The 16,181-nt window shown below is 57.7% G+C and carries 17 protein-coding genes; 9 read left to right on the top strand and 8 right to left on the bottom strand.

Annotated elements, in window-relative coordinates; translation table 11 throughout:
- The first annotated feature begins 11 nt into the window (after positions 1–11).
- The 9 genes from flgD (at position 12) to flgL (ending at position 9,646) form a co-directional block, all read left to right on the top strand.
- Complete coding sequence (flgD, locus tag AC1RKG_RS09730; protein WP_020827520.1) at positions 12–689, top strand: flagellar hook assembly protein FlgD; 678 nt, start codon at positions 12–14, stop codon at positions 687–689.
- 186 nt (positions 690–875) lie between these two features.
- Positions 876–2,099 carry a flagellar hook protein FlgE gene (flgE, locus tag AC1RKG_RS09735; protein ID WP_020827519.1) on the top strand — a complete coding sequence of 408 codons (1,224 nt, stop codon included), beginning with the start codon at positions 876–878 and terminating at the stop codon, positions 2,097–2,099.
- 12 nt (positions 2,100–2,111) lie between these two features.
- Positions 2,112–2,867, top strand: a complete 756-nt coding sequence (locus tag AC1RKG_RS09740) for a flagellar basal body rod protein FlgF (RefSeq protein WP_493182876.1) — start codon at positions 2,112–2,114, stop codon at positions 2,865–2,867.
- Between the two features lie 18 nt (positions 2,868–2,885).
- Positions 2,886–3,668 carry a flagellar basal-body rod protein FlgG gene (gene flgG, locus AC1RKG_RS09745; protein WP_020827517.1) on the top strand — a complete coding sequence of 261 codons (783 nt, stop codon included), beginning with the start codon at positions 2,886–2,888 and terminating at the stop codon, positions 3,666–3,668.
- Positions 3,669–3,903: 235 nt separating this feature from the next.
- Complete coding sequence (flgH, locus tag AC1RKG_RS09750; RefSeq protein ID WP_020827516.1) at positions 3,904–4,602, top strand: flagellar basal body L-ring protein FlgH; 699 nt, start codon at positions 3,904–3,906, stop codon at positions 4,600–4,602.
- Between the two features lie 145 nt (positions 4,603–4,747).
- Complete coding sequence (locus AC1RKG_RS09755) at positions 4,748–5,848, top strand: flagellar basal body P-ring protein FlgI (RefSeq protein ID WP_046373247.1); 1,101 nt, start codon at positions 4,748–4,750, stop codon at positions 5,846–5,848.
- Positions 5,848–6,789 (top strand): flagellar assembly peptidoglycan hydrolase FlgJ, encoded by a 942-nt coding sequence (gene flgJ / locus AC1RKG_RS09760; RefSeq protein WP_410528803.1) that lies wholly within the window; start codon positions 5,848–5,850, stop codon positions 6,787–6,789. Before AC1RKG_RS09755 ends, flgJ begins: the two co-directional genes overlap by 1 nt.
- 189 nt (positions 6,790–6,978) lie before the next feature.
- Positions 6,979–8,628, top strand: a complete 1,650-nt coding sequence (gene flgK / locus AC1RKG_RS09765; RefSeq protein ID WP_115058585.1) for a flagellar hook-associated protein FlgK — start codon at positions 6,979–6,981, stop codon at positions 8,626–8,628.
- Positions 8,629–8,686: 58 nt separating this feature from the next.
- Positions 8,687–9,646 carry a flagellar hook-associated protein FlgL gene (gene flgL / locus AC1RKG_RS09770; protein WP_122079702.1) on the top strand — a complete coding sequence of 320 codons (960 nt, stop codon included), beginning with the start codon at positions 8,687–8,689 and terminating at the stop codon, positions 9,644–9,646.
- A 316-nt stretch (positions 9,647–9,962) separates the two neighbouring features.
- Here flgL and AC1RKG_RS09775 read toward each other — a convergent pair whose 3' ends face one another.
- From AC1RKG_RS09775 to fliL, 8 genes are all read right to left on the bottom strand, one after another.
- Positions 9,963–11,402: a DUF1996 domain-containing protein gene (locus AC1RKG_RS09775; protein ID WP_493182879.1), complete on the bottom strand. Its 1,440-nt coding sequence runs from the start codon at positions 11,400–11,402 to the stop codon at positions 9,963–9,965.
- Positions 11,403–11,898: 496 nt separating this feature from the next.
- On the bottom strand, positions 11,899–12,678 hold the full coding sequence (fliR, locus tag AC1RKG_RS09780; protein ID WP_044552050.1) for a flagellar biosynthetic protein FliR: 780 nt from the start codon (positions 12,676–12,678) through the stop codon (positions 11,899–11,901).
- A 2-nt stretch (positions 12,679–12,680) separates the two neighbouring features.
- Positions 12,681–12,950: a flagellar biosynthesis protein FliQ gene (gene fliQ, locus AC1RKG_RS09785; protein WP_041414697.1), complete on the bottom strand. Its 270-nt coding sequence runs from the start codon at positions 12,948–12,950 to the stop codon at positions 12,681–12,683.
- A gap of 35 nt (positions 12,951–12,985) precedes the next feature.
- On the bottom strand, positions 12,986–13,762 hold the full coding sequence (gene fliP / locus AC1RKG_RS09790) for a flagellar type III secretion system pore protein FliP (RefSeq protein ID WP_046373249.1): 777 nt from the start codon (positions 13,760–13,762) through the stop codon (positions 12,986–12,988).
- A complete protein-coding gene (gene fliO, locus AC1RKG_RS09795; protein ID WP_048760257.1) occupies positions 13,759–14,163 on the bottom strand; it encodes a flagellar biosynthetic protein FliO in 405 nt (134 codons plus the stop codon). The genes fliP and fliO overlap by 4 nt, the downstream gene beginning before the upstream one ends.
- Positions 14,163–14,576: a flagellar motor switch protein FliN gene (gene fliN / locus AC1RKG_RS09800; RefSeq protein WP_020827506.1), complete on the bottom strand. Its 414-nt coding sequence runs from the start codon at positions 14,574–14,576 to the stop codon at positions 14,163–14,165. Before fliN ends, fliO begins: the two co-directional genes overlap by 1 nt.
- The gene (gene fliM, locus AC1RKG_RS09805; protein ID WP_020827505.1) at positions 14,573–15,574 is read right to left on the bottom strand and encodes a flagellar motor switch protein FliM; all 1,002 of its coding nucleotides are present in this window, start codon (positions 15,572–15,574) and stop codon (positions 14,573–14,575) included. Before fliM ends, fliN begins: the two co-directional genes overlap by 4 nt.
- Before the next feature lie 5 nt (positions 15,575–15,579).
- Positions 15,580–16,062: a flagellar basal body-associated protein FliL gene (gene fliL, locus AC1RKG_RS09810; RefSeq protein ID WP_020827504.1), complete on the bottom strand. Its 483-nt coding sequence runs from the start codon at positions 16,060–16,062 to the stop codon at positions 15,580–15,582.
- Positions 16,063–16,181 lie beyond the last annotated feature (119 nt).

The raw sequence follows: 16,181 nt of genomic DNA on the forward strand, positions 1-16,181 counted from the left end.
CGGAGCTTGCCATGGCGATTGCCGCAACCACCACTGAATCGCTGGATAACAGCGTCATCGGTGCCAACGCAAAAAATAACACCAGCCAGGATCTGAGCAACAGCTTCCTGACGCTGCTGGTGGCGCAGTTGAAGAATCAGGATCCGACCAACCCGATGCAGAACAATGAACTGACCAGCCAATTGGCGCAGATCAATACCGTTCAGGGCATCGAGAAACTCAACACCACGCTGGGGTCGATCTCCGGGCAGATCAACAGCAATCAATCGCTGCAGGCTACCGCTTTGATCGGCCACGGCGTGATGGTCCCGGGCAGCAATATTCTGGCTGGCAGCAAAGACGGCAAGGTCAGCACTACGCCGTTTGGTCTGGAACTGGAGCGTGCGGCCGACTCGGTGACCGCCACCATCACCGACGCCACCGGCAAAGCGGTACGCACCATTGATCTCGGCGGCCTGACCGCTGGCGTGCATTCGTTCAGTTGGGACGGATCGATGACGGACGGCACCACCGCACCGGACGGTGCCTACAGCTTTACGATCAACGCCAAAGCCAACGGCGAACAGCTGGTGGCGCGCAATCTGCATTTTGGCATGGTCAACGGCGTCATCCGCGACGCGAACGGCGCGAAGCTGGATCTGGGCCTGGCGGGTAGCGCCACGCTGGAGGATGTCCGGCAGATCCTTTAACCCAATACCCTTCATCCTTCAGGCTGCAGCGTTGTTGGCTGTGCGCACTCACCCCAGTCACTTACGTGAGTAAGCTCCTGGGGACTCCTGCGCTTGCCGCCCGGCTGCAACATGAAAGCCATTGGGTATATCAAAACACTATCAGGCGTTATCGGACGATAGCCTGACCACTATTCGGAGAATGACATGGCCTTTTCTCAGGCAGTAAGCGGCTTAAACGCGGCAGCAACCAATCTGGACGTGATCGGTAACAACATCGCTAACTCCGCCACTTCCGGTTTTAAATCAGGCAGCGTTTCCTTTGCTGACATGTTCGCCGGTTCACAGGTTGGCCTGGGCGTTAAGGTGGCGGGGATCACCCAGAACTTTAAAGGCGGCACCACCACCGGTACCAGCCGTGCACTGGACGTGGCGATTTCCGGCAACGGTTTCTTCCGCCTGCAGGATCAGGACGGCGGCATTTTCTACAGCCGTAACGGCCAGTTCAAACTGGATGAAAACCGTAACCTGACCAACATGCAGGGCCTGCAACTGACCGGCTACCCGGCTGCAGGTACGCCGCCGACCATTCAACAGGGCGCGAACCCGGTGCCGCTGAGCATTCCGGAAGGCATGATGAACGCCAAGGCGTCAACCTCCGGCAATATGGTCGCCAACCTTAAATCCACGCATAAGGTTCCGGATAACCACACCTTCGATCCCGCCAAGAAGGATTCTTACAACTACGTCAACACCATCACCACTTATGACTCGTTAGGTAACGCGCACAACATCAACGCCTACTTTGTGAAAACCGACGAGAACAAGTGGCAGGTTTATACCCAGGATGGAACGGCTGCTCCGGTAGATGCCGGTACCATGACGTTCGACACCAGCGGCAATCTGGCCAGCACCACCAGCAAACAAGGCACCGCCGGCGAATTCAGCATGCTGATCCCGATGGAAGCCAAAGATGGCGCGCCGGCACAGAACTTCACCCTGAATTTCGCCAAGAGCATGCAGCAGAGCGTCAGCGCCGACTCCGTCAGCAAAGTGTCGCAGGATGGCTATGGCGCAGGCGAATACACCAACTTCCAGATCAACAACGACGGCACGGTGATGGGCATCTACTCCAACCAGCAGACTCAGGTGCTGGGTCAGATCGTCATGGCCAACTTCTCCAACCCGGAAGGCCTGTCTTCTCAGGGCGATAACGTTTGGCAGGAAACCGGCGCATCCGGTCAGCCACGCGTAGGTCTGGCGGGCAACGGCGGTTTGGGCAAACTGACCAGCGGCGCGCTGGAAGCCTCCAACGTCGATCTGAGCCAGGAACTGGTGAACATGATCGTCGCACAACGTAACTACCAGTCGAACGCCCAAACCATCAAAACGCAGGACTCGATCCTGCAAACGCTGGTTAGCCTGCGCTAATAGGACTGATTTATGGATCACGCGATTTATACCGCGATGGGCGCAGCGCGACAGACGCTGGAACAGCAGTCTGTCACCGCCAATAATCTGGCCAACGCATCGACACCGGGCTTTCGCGCCCAGCTGTCGGCGCTGCGTGCCGTGCCGGTGGATGGGCCAAGCTTGCCGACGCGAACGCTGGTTACCGCGTCAACGCCGGGCGCGGACATGAGTCAGGGGGCGCTGAATTACACCGCACGCCCGCTGGACGTGGCGCTGCAGCAGGACGGCTTTCTGGCCGTCGGCCTGCCGGACGGCGGCGAAGCCTACACCCGTAACGGTAACATCCAGATCTCCTCCACCGGGCAGTTGACGGTGCAGGGCGTGCCGCTGATGGGCGACGGCGGACCGATTGAGGTACCCCCGTCGGCAGAGATCACCATTGCCGCCGACGGGACCATCTCGGCGCTGAATGCGGGCGATCCGCCGAACAGCATTGCACAGATCGGCAGGCTGAAACTGGTGAAGGCCGACGCGCGCGAAGTGATGCGTGGCGATGACGGGTTGTTCCGCCTGACGCCGGAAACCCAACGGCAGCGCGGCAATCAGTTGCCGAACGATCCGCTGGTGCAGGTGATGCCGGGCGTGCTGGAAGGCAGCAACGTCAAACCGATGGAAACCATGGTCGACATGATTGCCAACGCCCGCCGCTTTGAAATGCAGATGAAGGTCATCCACAGCGTGGATGAAAATGAACAGCGCGCCAATTCATTGTTATCAATGAGTTAATTAGCAAGGAAATAACCCATGATCCCATCTTTATGGATTGCCAAAACCGGTCTGGATGCGCAGCAGACCAATATGGACGTGATCGCCAATAACCTGGCCAACGTCAGCACTAACGGTTTTAAACGCCAGCGTGCAGTATTCGAAGATCTGCTGTACCAGACCATGCGTCAGCCGGGGGCGCAGTCCTCCGAGCAGACGACGCTGCCGTCCGGGCTGCAGATCGGTACCGGCGTGCGGCCGGTGGCGACCGAGCGTCTGCACAGCCAGGGCAACCTGTCGCAGACCAACAACAGCAAGGATATCGCCATCAAGGGGCAGGGCTTTTTCCAGGTGATGATGCCGGACGGCACCCTGGCCTATACCCGCGACGGCTCGTTCCAGAGAGATCAGAACGGCCAACTGGTGACCGCCAGCGGCTTCCAGGTGCAACCGGCGATCACCATTCCGGCCAATGCCCTGAGCATCACCGTCGGCCGCGACGGCATCGTCAGTGCCACCCTGCAGGGGCAGACCGCCGCCCAGCAGGTGGGCCAACTGACGCTGACCACCTTTATCAATGACAGCGGCCTGGAAAGCATGGGCGAGAACCTGTATCAGGAAACCGAGAGTTCTGGCGCGCCGAACGAGAGCACGCCTGGGCTAAACGGTGCCGGTCTGCTGTATCAGGGCTATGTGGAAACCTCCAACGTCAACGTGGCGGAAGAGCTGGTCAACATGATCCAGACCCAACGTGCTTACGAAATCAACAGCAAAGCGGTATCGACGTCCGATCAGATGCTGCAAAAGCTGACGCAACTGTAATTGACGGGCGCCGCTGCGCCCGCAAGGTCGTTAACCAATCTTAAAACAGGGTTGGAAGGTCAGGATTTGCTAACAAAAAATGAAGGAAAATCAAATTATTGATTTTCGGCTAATAACCACAAAGTGGGGAAAAACCACGCTTTTTCCCCACTTTGTCAACACATTCACGGGTGCTGCAGCGCCCGTAACACTATTTTGTGAAACAAAGGCGATACCCGTGGTAACCACAACTCTGATGGAAAATCCGCCGCAAGGAAAACGCTGGCTGGCGGCAATGGTGATGCTGACGCTGAGCGGCTGCGCTTACATTCCACATAAACCCCTGGTTGACGGGGCTACCACGGCACAGCCGGCGCCGGCGGGCGCGCCCGTGCCGAACGGTTCCATTTTCCAGACGGTGCAGCCGATGAACTACGGTTATCAGCCGCTGTTTGAAGACCGTCGTCCGCGCAACGTCGGCGATACCCTGACGATCGTGCTGCAGGAAAACGTCAGCGCCAGCAAAAGCTCCTCTGCCAACGCCAGCCGCAACGGGGCCAGCAAGTTCGGCGTGGCCACCTCGCCACGCTACCTCGATGGCTTGCTGGGCAATGCGCGTGCCGACATGGATATCTCCGGTGACAGCACCTTCGGTGGCAAGGGCGGGGCCAACGCCAACAACACCTTTAACGGCACCATTACCGTGACGGTCAATCAGGTGCTGGTGAACGGAAACCTGCACGTGGTGGGGGAAAAACAGATCGCCATTAATCAGGGCACCGAATTCATCCGTTTCTCCGGGGTCGTCAACCCGCGCACCATCAGCGGCAGCAACTCGGTTACCTCCACCCAGGTGGCGGATGCGCGCATTGAATATGTCGGCAACGGCTATATCAACGAAGCGCAGACCATGGGGTGGTTACAACGCTTCTTCTTAAATGTCTCACCGTTTTGAGTACAGGCTATTTTACTTGCCATTTTGAGGTTGGGCAGTGCTCGGGGCAGTCACGTACTGCGTGTACGCTCCATTCCCTGTGCGCCGCCCGCCCCCAAACTGCCTGCGACAATAACGCCTTGTGGGTAAGGCGAATGAGGTTCCAATGTTAAAGAAATTTCTAATGGCGCTGGTGATTAGTGCGCTGAGCCTGCCGGCCGCGGCGGAGCGCATTCGCGATCTGGTCACGGTGCAGGGCGTACGCGATAACGCGCTGATCGGTTACGGACTGGTGGTGGGGCTGGACGGTTCCGGTGACCAGACCATGCAGACCCCGTTCACCACCCAGAGCCTGAGCAACATGCTGTCGCAGTTGGGTATCACCGTGCCACCGGGCACCAACATGCAGTTGAAAAACGTGGCGGCGGTCATGGTCACCGCCAAGCTGCCGCCGTTTTCGCGCACCGGGCAGAATATCGACGTGGTGGTGTCCTCCATGGGTAACGCCAAGAGCCTGCGTGGCGGCACTTTGCTGATGACGCCGCTGAAAGGGGTAGATAATCAGGTTTACGCGCTGGCGCAGGGCAACGTGCTGGTCGGCGGAGCCGGCGCTTCGGCCGGTGGCAGCAGCGTACAGGTTAACCAACTGGCCGGTGGGCGCATCAGCAACGGCGCCACCATTGAGCGCGAGCTGCCGACCACCTTTGGGGCCGGCGGAGTGATTAACCTGCAGCTCAACGATGAAGACTTTACGCTGGCACAACAGATCAGCGACGCCATCAACCGTCAACGCGGCGGTGGCACGGCTTCACCGTTGGACGCCCGTACCATTCAGGTGCTGGTGCCACAGGGCAACAGTTCGCAGGTGCGCTTCCTGGCGGAGATCCAGAACATTAATGTCAGCGTCGGGGCGATCGACGCCAAGGTGATCATCAACTCACGCACCGGTTCGGTAGTAATGAACCGCGACGTGATCCTGGATTCCTGCGCGGTGGCGCAAGGCAACCTGTCGGTGGTGGTCGATCGGCAAAATACCGTCAGCCAGCCAAATACCCCGTTTGGCGGCGGGCAAACGGTGGTGACGCCGAACACCCAGATTTCGGTGCAACAGCAGGGCGGCTCGCTGCAGAAGGTCAACGCCAGCGCCAATCTGAACAACGTGATCCGCGCGCTTAACGCGTTGGGGGCAACGCCGATCGATCTGATGTCTATCCTGCAGGCGATGCAAAGCGCCGGCTGTCTGCGCGCCAAGCTGGAAATTATCTGATGGCCGGCGATCTGATGGCAATGTCGGGCGCTGCCTATGATGCGCAGGCGCTCAATGGACTGAAACGCGATGCGGCGAGCGATCCGCAGGGCAACCTGAAACAGGTGGCGCAGCAGGTTGAAGGCATGTTCGTGCAGATGATGCTGAAAAGCATGCGTGCCGCGCTGCCGCAGGATGGGATCTTGAGCAGCGATCAGTCTCGGCTCTACACCTCAATGTATGACCAGCAAATTGCCCAGCAGATGTCGCAGAAAGGCCTGGGGCTGGCCGACATGATGGTGAAGCAGATGAGCAACGCCAACGCGGTGCCGAGCGAAACGGCGGGCACGTCGCCGATGGCGCTGGACGATGAGGTGTTGCGAACGCTGCCGAATCAGGCGCTGGAGCAGACTCTCCGCCGCGCGGTGCCAAAAGCGCCGAGCGCGGCCCCGCTGCCGCTCAACAACGGCAACTTTGTTGCCCGGCTGTCTACTCCTGCGCGCGTCGTCAGCCAGCAGAGCGGCATTCCGCATCAGCTGATTGTGGCACAGGCCGCGCTGGAATCCGGCTGGGGTCAGCGTGAGATCCCGGCCGCCGACGGTTCGCCGAGCTACAACCTGTTTGGCATCAAGGCGGGCGGCAGCTGGGACGGGCCGGTGACCGAGATCACCACCACCGAGTTCGAGCAGGGCGCGGCGAAGAAGATCAAGGCGAAGTTCCGGGTTTACGGTTCTTACGTCGAGGCGATGGCCGACTACGTCAAGCTGTTGACCAATAACCCACGCTACGCCGGGGTGGCCAACGCCCGCAGCCCGGAGCAGGCGGCGCAGGCGCTGCAACAGGCCGGTTACGCCACCGATCCGCAATATGCCAGCAAGTTGGTCAGCGTGATACAGCAGATGAAAAACGCCGGCGAGCAGGTGGTGAAGGCGTATACCCACGACCTGAAGGATCTTTTTTAGCCACTGGACGCAGCATGCAGCGCCCCTACGCAATAGGCCGTATTTAAATGTAGGGGTCCAGCATGCTGGACCCGGATTTTTCCCTCAAGTTTCCCCCGTTTTTGCCGATAACCAAGACAGGCTGAGTGAACGGCTCAGCAGATTAATTGACTCCTGTGGGCCACCGGCGCCGCAGCAAAAGGAACTTCTATGTCCAACAGCTTAATCAATACCGCGATGAGCGGGCTGAATGCGGCTCAGGTGGCGCTCAGCACCGTCAGTAACAACATCTCTAACTACAACGTGGCGGGCTATAACCGACAGACTGCGATCCTGGCGCAGAACGGCGGTATGAGTACCATGAGTGGCTTCATTGGCAACGGGGTCACCGTGACCAGCGTTAACCGTGAGTACAACCAGTTCATCACCAATCAGTTGCGCGGAGCACAGAGCCAGGCCGGGGCACAGAACGCCTACTTCGAGAAAATCTCGCAGATTGATAACCTGCTGGCGAGCAAAACCAATACCTTGTCGACCAATATGCAGGATTTCTTCAGCAACCTGGAGAACCTGGTCAGCAACGCCGGCGATGACGCCGCGCGCCAAACGGTGCTGGGCAAGGCCAATGGGTTGGTCAATCAGTTCAATAACACCGACAAATACCTGCGCGATATGGACAGCGGCGTTAACCAACAGCTCAGCGACAGCGCTAACCAGATCAACAGCTACAGCCAGCAAATCGCCAAACTGAACGATGAAATTACCCGCCTGCGCGGCAGCGGCGGTGAGCCGAATGCCTTGCTCGATCAGCGCGACCAACTGGTGACTGAGTTAAACCAGGTGGTGGGCGTGCAGGTGATGCAGCAAGACGGCGACGCTTATACCGTGTCTTTCGCCAACGGCCTGACGCTGGTGCAGGGGAGCAATGCCTACCAGGTGGAGGCAGTGCCTTCCAGCGGCGATCCTTCTCGCCTGACCATCGGCTATAACCGCGGCAACGGCGTCAGCGAAGTGCCGGAAGGGCAAATTACCAGCGGCAGCGTCAGCGGCGTACTGAAGTTCCGTAGCGAATCGCTGGATAGCGCACGCAACCAGTTGGGGCAGTTGGCGCTGGCGATGGCGGACAGCTTTAACCAGCAGCACCGTGCCGGGTTCGATCTCAACGGCGACGCAGGCACCGATTTCTTCAGCTTCGGTGGTGGGCGCGTGGTGGATAACAGCCGCAATGCCGGCGATGCGGCGCTGTCGGTGTCCTACACCGATACCAGCAAGGTGAAGGCCAACGATTACCGGGTGGAGTTCGACGGCAGCAACTGGCAGGTCAGCCGTCTGCCGGACAACGTGAAGGTCAACGCCACGGCGGGCGTCGATGCCACCACCGGCAAACCGACGCTGAGCTTTGACGGCCTGAAGGTCGACATCGACGGCACGGCACAAAAGAACGACAGCTTTACCGTGAAGCCGGTCAGCGACGTGGCGGGCAGCTTGAAAGTCGCGATTACCGACTCGGCGAACATCGCCGCCGCCGGCAAAGACGACAGCGGCCGCGGCGATAACGAAAACGCCAAAAAGCTGCTCGATCTGCAGACCAAAAAATTGGTCGACGGTAAAGCCACCTTCAGCGGCGCATACGCCAGCATGGTGAGCAGCGTTGGTAACCAGACGGCATCGGCCAAGGTTTCGGCGACTTCTCAGGCCAATATCGTCAAGCAACTGACCATTCAGCAGCAGTCGATCTCCGGCGTCAACCTGGACGAAGAGTACGGTGAATTGCTGCGTTTTCAGCAATATTACATGGCCAATGCACAGGTCATTCAAACCGCCAGCTCAATGTTTGACGCGCTGCTGAATATCCGTTGATTTCCACTTTGACCGGAGCCCTGGCGGTTCCGGTCGCTGATTTTGAGGAACCCGCACCATGCGCATGTCCACCAGCATGATGTACCAACAGAACATGTCCGGCATTACCGGCAATCAGTCGCTGTTTATGAAAGCCGCCGAGCAGCTTTCCACCGGCAAAAAAGTCAGCAATCCGTCCGACGATCCTCTGGCGGCTTCGCAGGCGGTGATGCTGGCTCAATCACAGTCGGAAAACACCCAATATGCCTTGGCGCGGACCTTTGCCCGTCAAAGCGTGTCGATGGAAGAGACCGTGCTGGCCGGGGTGACCAGCACCATCTCCGATATGAAAGCGCTGATCGTCAGCGCCGGCGGCACCAAAAGCGACGACGACCGCGATTCGCTGGCGACCCAGCTGCAGGGGCTGAAAGATCAGTTGCTCAACCAGGCCAACAGCACCGACGGCAACGGCCGCTATATGTTTGGCGGTTTTGTGAACGACAAGCCTCCCTTTGAAGACAAGGGCGGATCGGTCAGCTATGTCGGCGGTAACACGCCGGTCGAGCAGAAAGTGGATGCCAACCGCACCATGACCATTGGCCATACCGGCGATAAGGTCTTCATGGCATTGACCAGCAACCCGAAGCCGGAACCGGATGGCAGCGCCTCCGTCGCTAACGTGTTTGAAAGCATTGATATCGCGCTGAAGGCGTTGAAAACACCGCAGAAGGATGCGGATGATGCCACCAAGCAGCAGGTGAACGATGCGCTGGCCAAAGCCAACCGCGGCCTGGACAACTCTTATAACAGAGTGCTTAGCGTGCGCGCGGAGCTGGGCAGCCAACTGCAGGAAATGGATACGCTGGACAGTATCGGCAAGGATCGCGACATGATCAACAAAACGCAAATGAGCGCGCTGGTTGATGCCGATCTGGCCGAGTCGATTTCCAGCTATTTCATGCAGCAGGCGGCCTTGCAGGCGTCATACAAAACCTTCGGGGATATGCAGGGGATGTCGCTGTTCCAGTTGAACCGCTAATCCCCTTGCTGTGAGGGGCCGATAAATTCACTCCAGTATGGTTGTTACGGGCGCAGCATACCGCGCCTCTACGCTAGCTGGGGTGGGGCATCGAAATCCATAGTACCGGGTAATAAATAGCTATTAGCCTGCCGTGCAGTCACGGCGGGCAATCTCTTTGGGTGTGCTTAGAAGACGTTATTGCTGCGTAGCAGCGGTAGGGAATTCTTGAAACCGGGCGCACTTGTTTGGCACGTCACGCTTCCCCCACACAGGTTTGGCGTGACGTGCCTTTTTTTATCGCCATGAACTCATCCGTTGAGCAGGCGTTAACGTTTTATTTGATGGCCGAGGCTTCGGCCACCGGGTCAAAATCGAAACGCAATATCGGCCCACGCTTGCCTTCTTTACTGCTAAATTCAGCGTCGGCTGAGGTACTTCCGCTCAGGCAGAAGGCGATTTCGCGCTTTCCTGCCTGCAGGGCCTGCTGTACGGTTTGGGTGACATCGAAGGTTTTCATCACCGTGTCTTTCCACATCTGGGCACGATCCAACACTGGTGTCGATGGGCATTGCGTGATGGCAGGCTGATTGCCATTTTCATCCCAGTCGGTGTTCGGCAGTGCATATAACCGTACCTGCCCGGTTTCGCTGCTTACCTGGTTGCCGTAAAGGCGCAAATCAGCCTTGGTGATGCTATGGCTGTCGAGGCGCTCTGGCAGCGCGAATTTGATCAGGCCAATGTTATTTTCGCCCCCGACCTTGATGACCGCATCATCAAAATGTTTTTGTCCCTCTTTAGCTGAAATCCAACCGTCGGCGCTGCTGCGTTCGAAATCGCCGGTAATGTCTTTATCACAGGCCACCTTACGATTGAGGCACTCTTCAACGCTGTAGCGGGTGGTGCGCGGGTTCCAGGCAGCGAAGAAGTCCGCATGGGCACTGTTCAGATCGCCCCAAACCGGGATGATGGCGCCGTGCTCGTCAACCGTCGGGTTCATGGACAGTTTGGCACCCTTAAGATTGCCGTCATCATTCATTGCGTAGTGGATCCGCATGTTCAACTGCGGGATCTTCACGGGGAAAGCCGCGGGACATACGCCATTCTCACTGAATGCGGCATTGCGATTTTTAGGATTGGCGGTGGTTTTCAGGTTTTTACCATCCCAACAATCAGGGAAGCTTAACGAAATATTGAACTCGGCACCTTCATCAAACCCCGGGATTTGCGGGCAACTTTCTGGTGGTTGGTTTGAATGTTCGCCACCTTGCAGCGACGTGCGGCAATAGAACCATACGTGCGGATCGTATTGGCCCGCGGGGCGGTGGTGGTTGCCGGCCAGCAGCTGCAACCCCGGTGGGATAGGGGCCGCAGCCTGCTTTTCCGGGTTGTCGTTGCGGTAATACACTTTGATGTAGGAGGGTTTGACGAGGGTACCGTTAGCGCGCATCAGCTGCGGTGCCCAGTATGATGAACTGTCATACGCAGAGGTGCAGGTGGTTCTTGGTGCGTGCTGCAGCGACTCAGTGGTGGTCATGGCGTCGGCGCTGGTGTTGCCGAAGAAGTCATGCATCATTGAATAGCCAGGACGGCCAGGCATGACAATGGCATCATCGGCCAGCGTATGTGAATAATCGCATACTACGTTAAAAATACCGGTATCGTAATCGGCAATCACTTCTACTGGGGTAAAGTCAGGGACCAGTGGTGATGCACCGACAAGACAGGGGATAAATAATGATGAGGCAATAGAGTAAACTAATTTATTCCTTAACATAACGACTCCTTGGTTAGAGATATTTTTAAAAGGTGGTAACGACCGGAAAATATAAATTCCTCGGCTAATTTCGAGAAATTACTATTTACTGGTTAAATGACTTTCTTCACCTTTACTATTCCACGAAATCTGGCTGGTGACCTTATTGTTACGATGTGCGACCTTTCACAGGACAAGACTACATAATATTTCCTATCAGTGGGTTAGGTGTTTTTATTATGGGCGCTTTCATCGTGAGGTTCATTGGGAATGCTGGGTTTAAACGTGTTTAATTGTAACTCAGGGCCGATGTGTGATTGGGCTGTAATAGAATTGAAGAAAATAATGGGTAACTGTGGGCGTTATGCTGGGTGAGAGGAACATTTTATTAAAGACAAGTAACACCGGGGCTGGATTATTATGACTTTGGAAGGAATAAGAATAAAAGTGTTTTCGATGGCCGGACGATGCACCTGTCCGGTTTTATCCTTCGCCGAAGGACATCTTTATAATTCGGTCATGACATACCGCGTATCACTTCGGACAGTTGGTTGAAGAACTCGCCAAACAGGTGCTCACAAAACGGCGCCAGCATCGGCATCATCATGCCGATGGTCATAATGCCAATGGTCATGGTCACCGGGAAACCGATGACGAACACCGACAGCTGCGGTGTCATGCGGTTAAGCAGGCCGAGCGCCATGTTCAGCGTCAGCAACAGGCAGATCAGCGGCAGTGCCAGCATCATGCCGTTGATGAAAATCAGCGAACCGGCCTGGGTCAAGGCGAGAAAGCCATTGCCGTTAAGCGGCTCGGCCTGGATCGGCAGGGTATGGAAGCTGTCCACCAACAGAGAAATCAGCCACAGATGGCCGTTGAAGCTGAGAAACAGCAGCATCGCCAGCAGGTTGAGCAGCCGTGCCAACACTGGCATGTTCGGCCCGCCGCTGGGATCGAAGAAGGTGGCGAACGACAAACCCATCTGCATGCCGATCACTTCGCCGGCCAGCCGTATCGCCGCGAAGGCGAACTGCATGGTCAGGCCCAGCGCGACACCGATCAGGATTTGCTGGGCCGCCAGCCACAAACCGGCCGCAGAGAAAATAGGCACGGTGCTGGTGGGTAGCCCGGGGGCAATCAGTATCACGATCAGCCCGCCGAGGCCAATTTTCACCTTCTTGCTGATCTGCTTTTCGCTGAATACCGGCGCGGTGCTGATCAGCGCCAAAATGCGCAGCAGCGGCCAGAAATATTGGCTGAGCCAGACGCCGAACTGCGCGCTGTCAAATGTGAGCATGGTTAACCAATCAGGTTGGGCAGATTAGTGAACAGCGTGCGCATATAGTCCAGCAGCAGGTTCAGCATCCACGGTCCGGCAATCACGATGGTCGCGACCACCGCCAGGATTTTGGGAATGAACGACAGCGTCATTTCGTTGATCTGGGTCGCGGCCTGCAGCAGGCTGACCACCAGGCCGCTGACCAACGCGGCGAGCAACAGCGGCGCGGCCAGGGCCAACGCCACCTTCATCGCCTCGGTGCCCAGCGCCATAACCGATTCTGGTGTCATTATGGATCCCTCAGTGGCGGCGGGTATGCCGCGAATTACGAATAGAAACTTTGCGCCAGCGAACCCAGCAGCAGTTGCCAGCCGTCCACCAGAACAAACAGCATCAGCTTGAAGGGCAACGAGATGGTGGCCGGTGGCACCATCATCATCCCCAGCGCCATCAACACGCTGGCGACCACCAGATCGATAATCAGGAACGGAATAAACACCGTGAAGCCGATTTGGAACGCGGTTTTCAGTTCGCTGGTGACGTAGGCCGGCAGCAGGATGCGCATCGGCACCGCTTCCGGCCCGGCCAGCGGCGGCTGGTTGGCGAGCTTGGCATACAGCGCCAGATCGGTTTCACGCGTTTGGCGCAGCATAAACTCGCGCAGCGGCTGTGAACCTTTATCCAGCGCGATGTCCAGACTGATTTTGTCCTGACTGAACGGCAGATAAGCGTCCTGATAAACCTTGTCGAACACCGGCGACATAATGAAAAAGGTCAGGAACAGCGCCAGGCCCAGCATCACCTGGTTGGGTGGGGCGGAGGGGGTGCCGAGGGCATTGCGCAGCAGACCCAGTACGATGATGATGCGCGTGAAGCTGGTCATCATCAGCAGCATGGCCGGCAAGAAACTGAGTGAGGTCAGCAACACCAGGGTTTGCACCGGCAACGACCAGCTTTGGCCACCGTTGGCTAATGGCTGGCTGATCAGACCGGGAAGTTGTGCGAAAGCGGTGGGGCTGAGCAACAGTAAAGCCGCTGCCAATACGCGCAGAAGTATTTTGCCTCGCCCACAGAAGGCGACACACTGAACGAGGGATTTCATGCCGATTTTTCCGGACGTTTGAGAACTTTTTGCATCAGTTGGCGAAAATCCGCCGGCGTGGTCACTTCGGCGGCGTCGGTGTCCTGCACCGGCGCGGGCAGGCTATGCAGCGGGGTGATTTGCTGGGCGGTGACGCCCAACACCAGCAAGGTGTTATCCACTTCGATCACCACCACGCGTTCGCGCTGTCCAACCTGACAGCTGGCGCGCAGATTGAGCAGTTTGCTGTTGCGTGCCTGTGGGGCAAACCCCAGGCGACGAAACAGCCAGCCGGCCAGCAGGATCAGCAGCAAAATGCCGCCAAGTGCGCTGCTGACCTGCGTCAGCACTGAACCGGCCGGCAGTGCCGGCTCGGTGGATTGCAAGGTGCCCGCGGTGGGCGTGGCGGCGCTTGGGTTCATCAGCGGCTCAGGCGGCGCATGCGCTCGGAAGGGGTGATGATATCGGTAATGCGCACGCCGAATTTGTCGGCCACCACCACCACTTCGCCCTGGGCAATCAGATAACCGTTGATCATAATATCCAGCGGTTCACCCGCCAGCCCGTCCAACGCCACGACAGAGCCCTGCGACAGGCGCAGCAGTTCCTTGATGGTCATCTTGGTGCGGCCCAGTTCAACGGTCAATTTGACCGGGATGTCGAGGATCAGATCGATATCCTGCAGGCTGCCGCTGGTATCCTGCGGCTCCAGCGATTTGAACACCGCATCGCTGGCAGACGTCTTTTCGGTTGCTTGCTGTTCGTTAAACGCATCAGCCCACAGATCGTCCACGGATTCCTTTCCTTCGCCAGACGGTTGCTTAGGATCACTCATTTGGGCTGTTCCTCACTCAGAGCATTCAAAATAGGGTTAATCAAATGTTCAACACGCAGGGCGTACTGCCCGTTTAACGTGCCGTATTGGCTGGTCAAAACCGGCACGCCGTCGACGTGGGCGATGAGGCGATCCGGTTTATCAATCGGTAATACATCGCCCGGCTGCAACTTCAGGATCTTCGACAGGCGCATCGGGATATCGACGAAGTTGGCAATCAGCTCCAGCTCGGAATGCTGCACCTGCTTCACCAGCGTTTCACGCCAGTGGCTGTCTTCCTGCCGCGAATTCTCCAACGGTGGGTTGGTCAGCAGTTCGCGCAGCGGTTCGATCATGGCAAACGGAATGCAGATGTTGAACTCACCGCTCAGCGCGCCAATTTCCACCTGGAAAGGGGTGGTGACCACGATGTCGTTTGGCGACGTGGTGATGTTGGTGAACTTCACCTGCATTTCAGCGCGCACGTATTCCACGTCAATCTTGTAAATTGCGCTCCAGGCGTCGCCGTAGGCGTCTAGCGCCAGCCGCAGCATGCGCTTGATCACCCGCTGTTCGGTTGGCGTAAATTCGCGGCCTTCCACTTTGGTGGGAAAGCGACCGTCGCCCCCGAACAGGTTATCGACGGCGATAAACACCAGGCTCGGTGCGAACACGAACAGCGCAGTACCGCGCAGCGGGTTCAGGTGCACCAGGTTCAGGTTGGTGGGCACCGGCAGGTTGCGAGCAAATTCGTGGTACGGCTGGATCTTGATCGGGCCAACGGTAATGTCCGGGCTGCGGCGCAGCAGGTTGAATAACCCCATGCGGAACTGCCGGGCAAAACGTTCGTTGATGATTTCCAGCGCGTGCAGCCGTTCGCGCACCACTCGGCGCTGGGTGGTCGGATCGTACGGCTTGACCTCGCTCTCATTGAGGGCAACCGCTTCGGGTTCATCACCCGCGCTGTCGCCGTTGAGCAAGGCGTCGATCTCTGCCTGTGAAAGAATGCTGTCGCCCATAGTGATTACCGCAATATGAAGGCAGTGAACAGCACGTCGCTGACCACCTGCTTCGGTTGTCCCTTAACCAGCGGCGGGCTAAGCACGTCCTTAATCTGCGCCACCAGTTGCTGCTTTCCTTGTTCACTGCTCAACTGGCCCGCTTCCTGACGAGACAGCAGCATCAGCAGACGGCTGCGCACCTCCGGCAGGAAATCATTCAGTTGGCGGCGGGTACTTTCATCCGGCAAGCGTAACGTCAGGCCGATATACAACACCCGATCCGGGTTGTTATCGGGCGTCAGCAGATTGACGGTAAAGGTGTCCAGCGGCATAAACACCGGTGCGGCCGGGGGGAGTTCTTTGGCTACGGGCTGCGCGCCCTCCTGGTGCTGCTTGAGCTGCCACCAGCTGTAGCCGGCCGCGCCGCAGGCGACGAGGGTTATCAGCACCAGCAGTATGACCAGAAGGGAGCGTTTCGGTGCTGCCGGTAGGGTATTTTGAGACATAGCTAAATCAAATTCCTGTTGTTATACCCGTCGTCTTTCAAGCTGCAGCGTTGTTCCCTGCACTCACTCCCCCAGTCACTTACTTGAGTAAGCCCCTGGGGATGAGTGAGCTGGGCGCC

Source organism: Serratia sp. GW822-FHT06D09 (genome assembly GCF_058799515.1).

Bases quoted from the DNA above. Each gene is read 5' to 3' on its own strand.
- flgD (WP_020827520.1), top strand. From the start codon at position 12: ATGGCGATTGCCGCAACCACCACTGAATCGCTGGATAACAGCGTCATC.
- flgE (WP_020827519.1), top strand. From the start codon at position 876: ATGGCCTTTTCTCAGGCAGTAAGCGGCTTAAACGCGGCAGCAACCAAT.
- AC1RKG_RS09740 (WP_493182876.1), top strand. From the start codon at position 2,112: ATGGATCACGCGATTTATACCGCGATGGGCGCAGCGCGACAGACGCTG.
- flgG (WP_020827517.1), top strand. From the start codon at position 2,886: ATGATCCCATCTTTATGGATTGCCAAAACCGGTCTGGATGCGCAGCAG.
- flgH (WP_020827516.1), top strand. From the start codon at position 3,904: ATGGAAAATCCGCCGCAAGGAAAACGCTGGCTGGCGGCAATGGTGATG.
- AC1RKG_RS09755 (WP_046373247.1), top strand. From the start codon at position 4,748: ATGTTAAAGAAATTTCTAATGGCGCTGGTGATTAGTGCGCTGAGCCTG.
- flgJ (WP_410528803.1), top strand. From the start codon at position 5,848: ATGGCCGGCGATCTGATGGCAATGTCGGGCGCTGCCTATGATGCGCAG.
- flgK (WP_115058585.1), top strand. From the start codon at position 6,979: ATGTCCAACAGCTTAATCAATACCGCGATGAGCGGGCTGAATGCGGCT.
- flgL (WP_122079702.1), top strand. From the start codon at position 8,687: ATGCGCATGTCCACCAGCATGATGTACCAACAGAACATGTCCGGCATT.
- AC1RKG_RS09775 (WP_493182879.1), bottom strand. From the start codon at position 11,402: ATGTTAAGGAATAAATTAGTTTACTCTATTGCCTCATCATTATTTATC.
- fliR (WP_044552050.1), bottom strand. From the start codon at position 12,678: ATGCTCACATTTGACAGCGCGCAGTTCGGCGTCTGGCTCAGCCAATAT.
- fliQ (WP_041414697.1), bottom strand. From the start codon at position 12,950: ATGACACCAGAATCGGTTATGGCGCTGGGCACCGAGGCGATGAAGGTG.
- fliP (WP_046373249.1), bottom strand. From the start codon at position 13,762: ATGAAATCCCTCGTTCAGTGTGTCGCCTTCTGTGGGCGAGGCAAAATA.
- fliO (WP_048760257.1), bottom strand. From the start codon at position 14,163: ATGAACCCAAGCGCCGCCACGCCCACCGCGGGCACCTTGCAATCCACC.
- fliN (WP_020827506.1), bottom strand. From the start codon at position 14,576: ATGAGTGATCCTAAGCAACCGTCTGGCGAAGGAAAGGAATCCGTGGAC.
- fliM (WP_020827505.1), bottom strand. From the start codon at position 15,574: ATGGGCGACAGCATTCTTTCACAGGCAGAGATCGACGCCTTGCTCAAC.
- fliL (WP_020827504.1), bottom strand. From the start codon at position 16,062: ATGTCTCAAAATACCCTACCGGCAGCACCGAAACGCTCCCTTCTGGTC.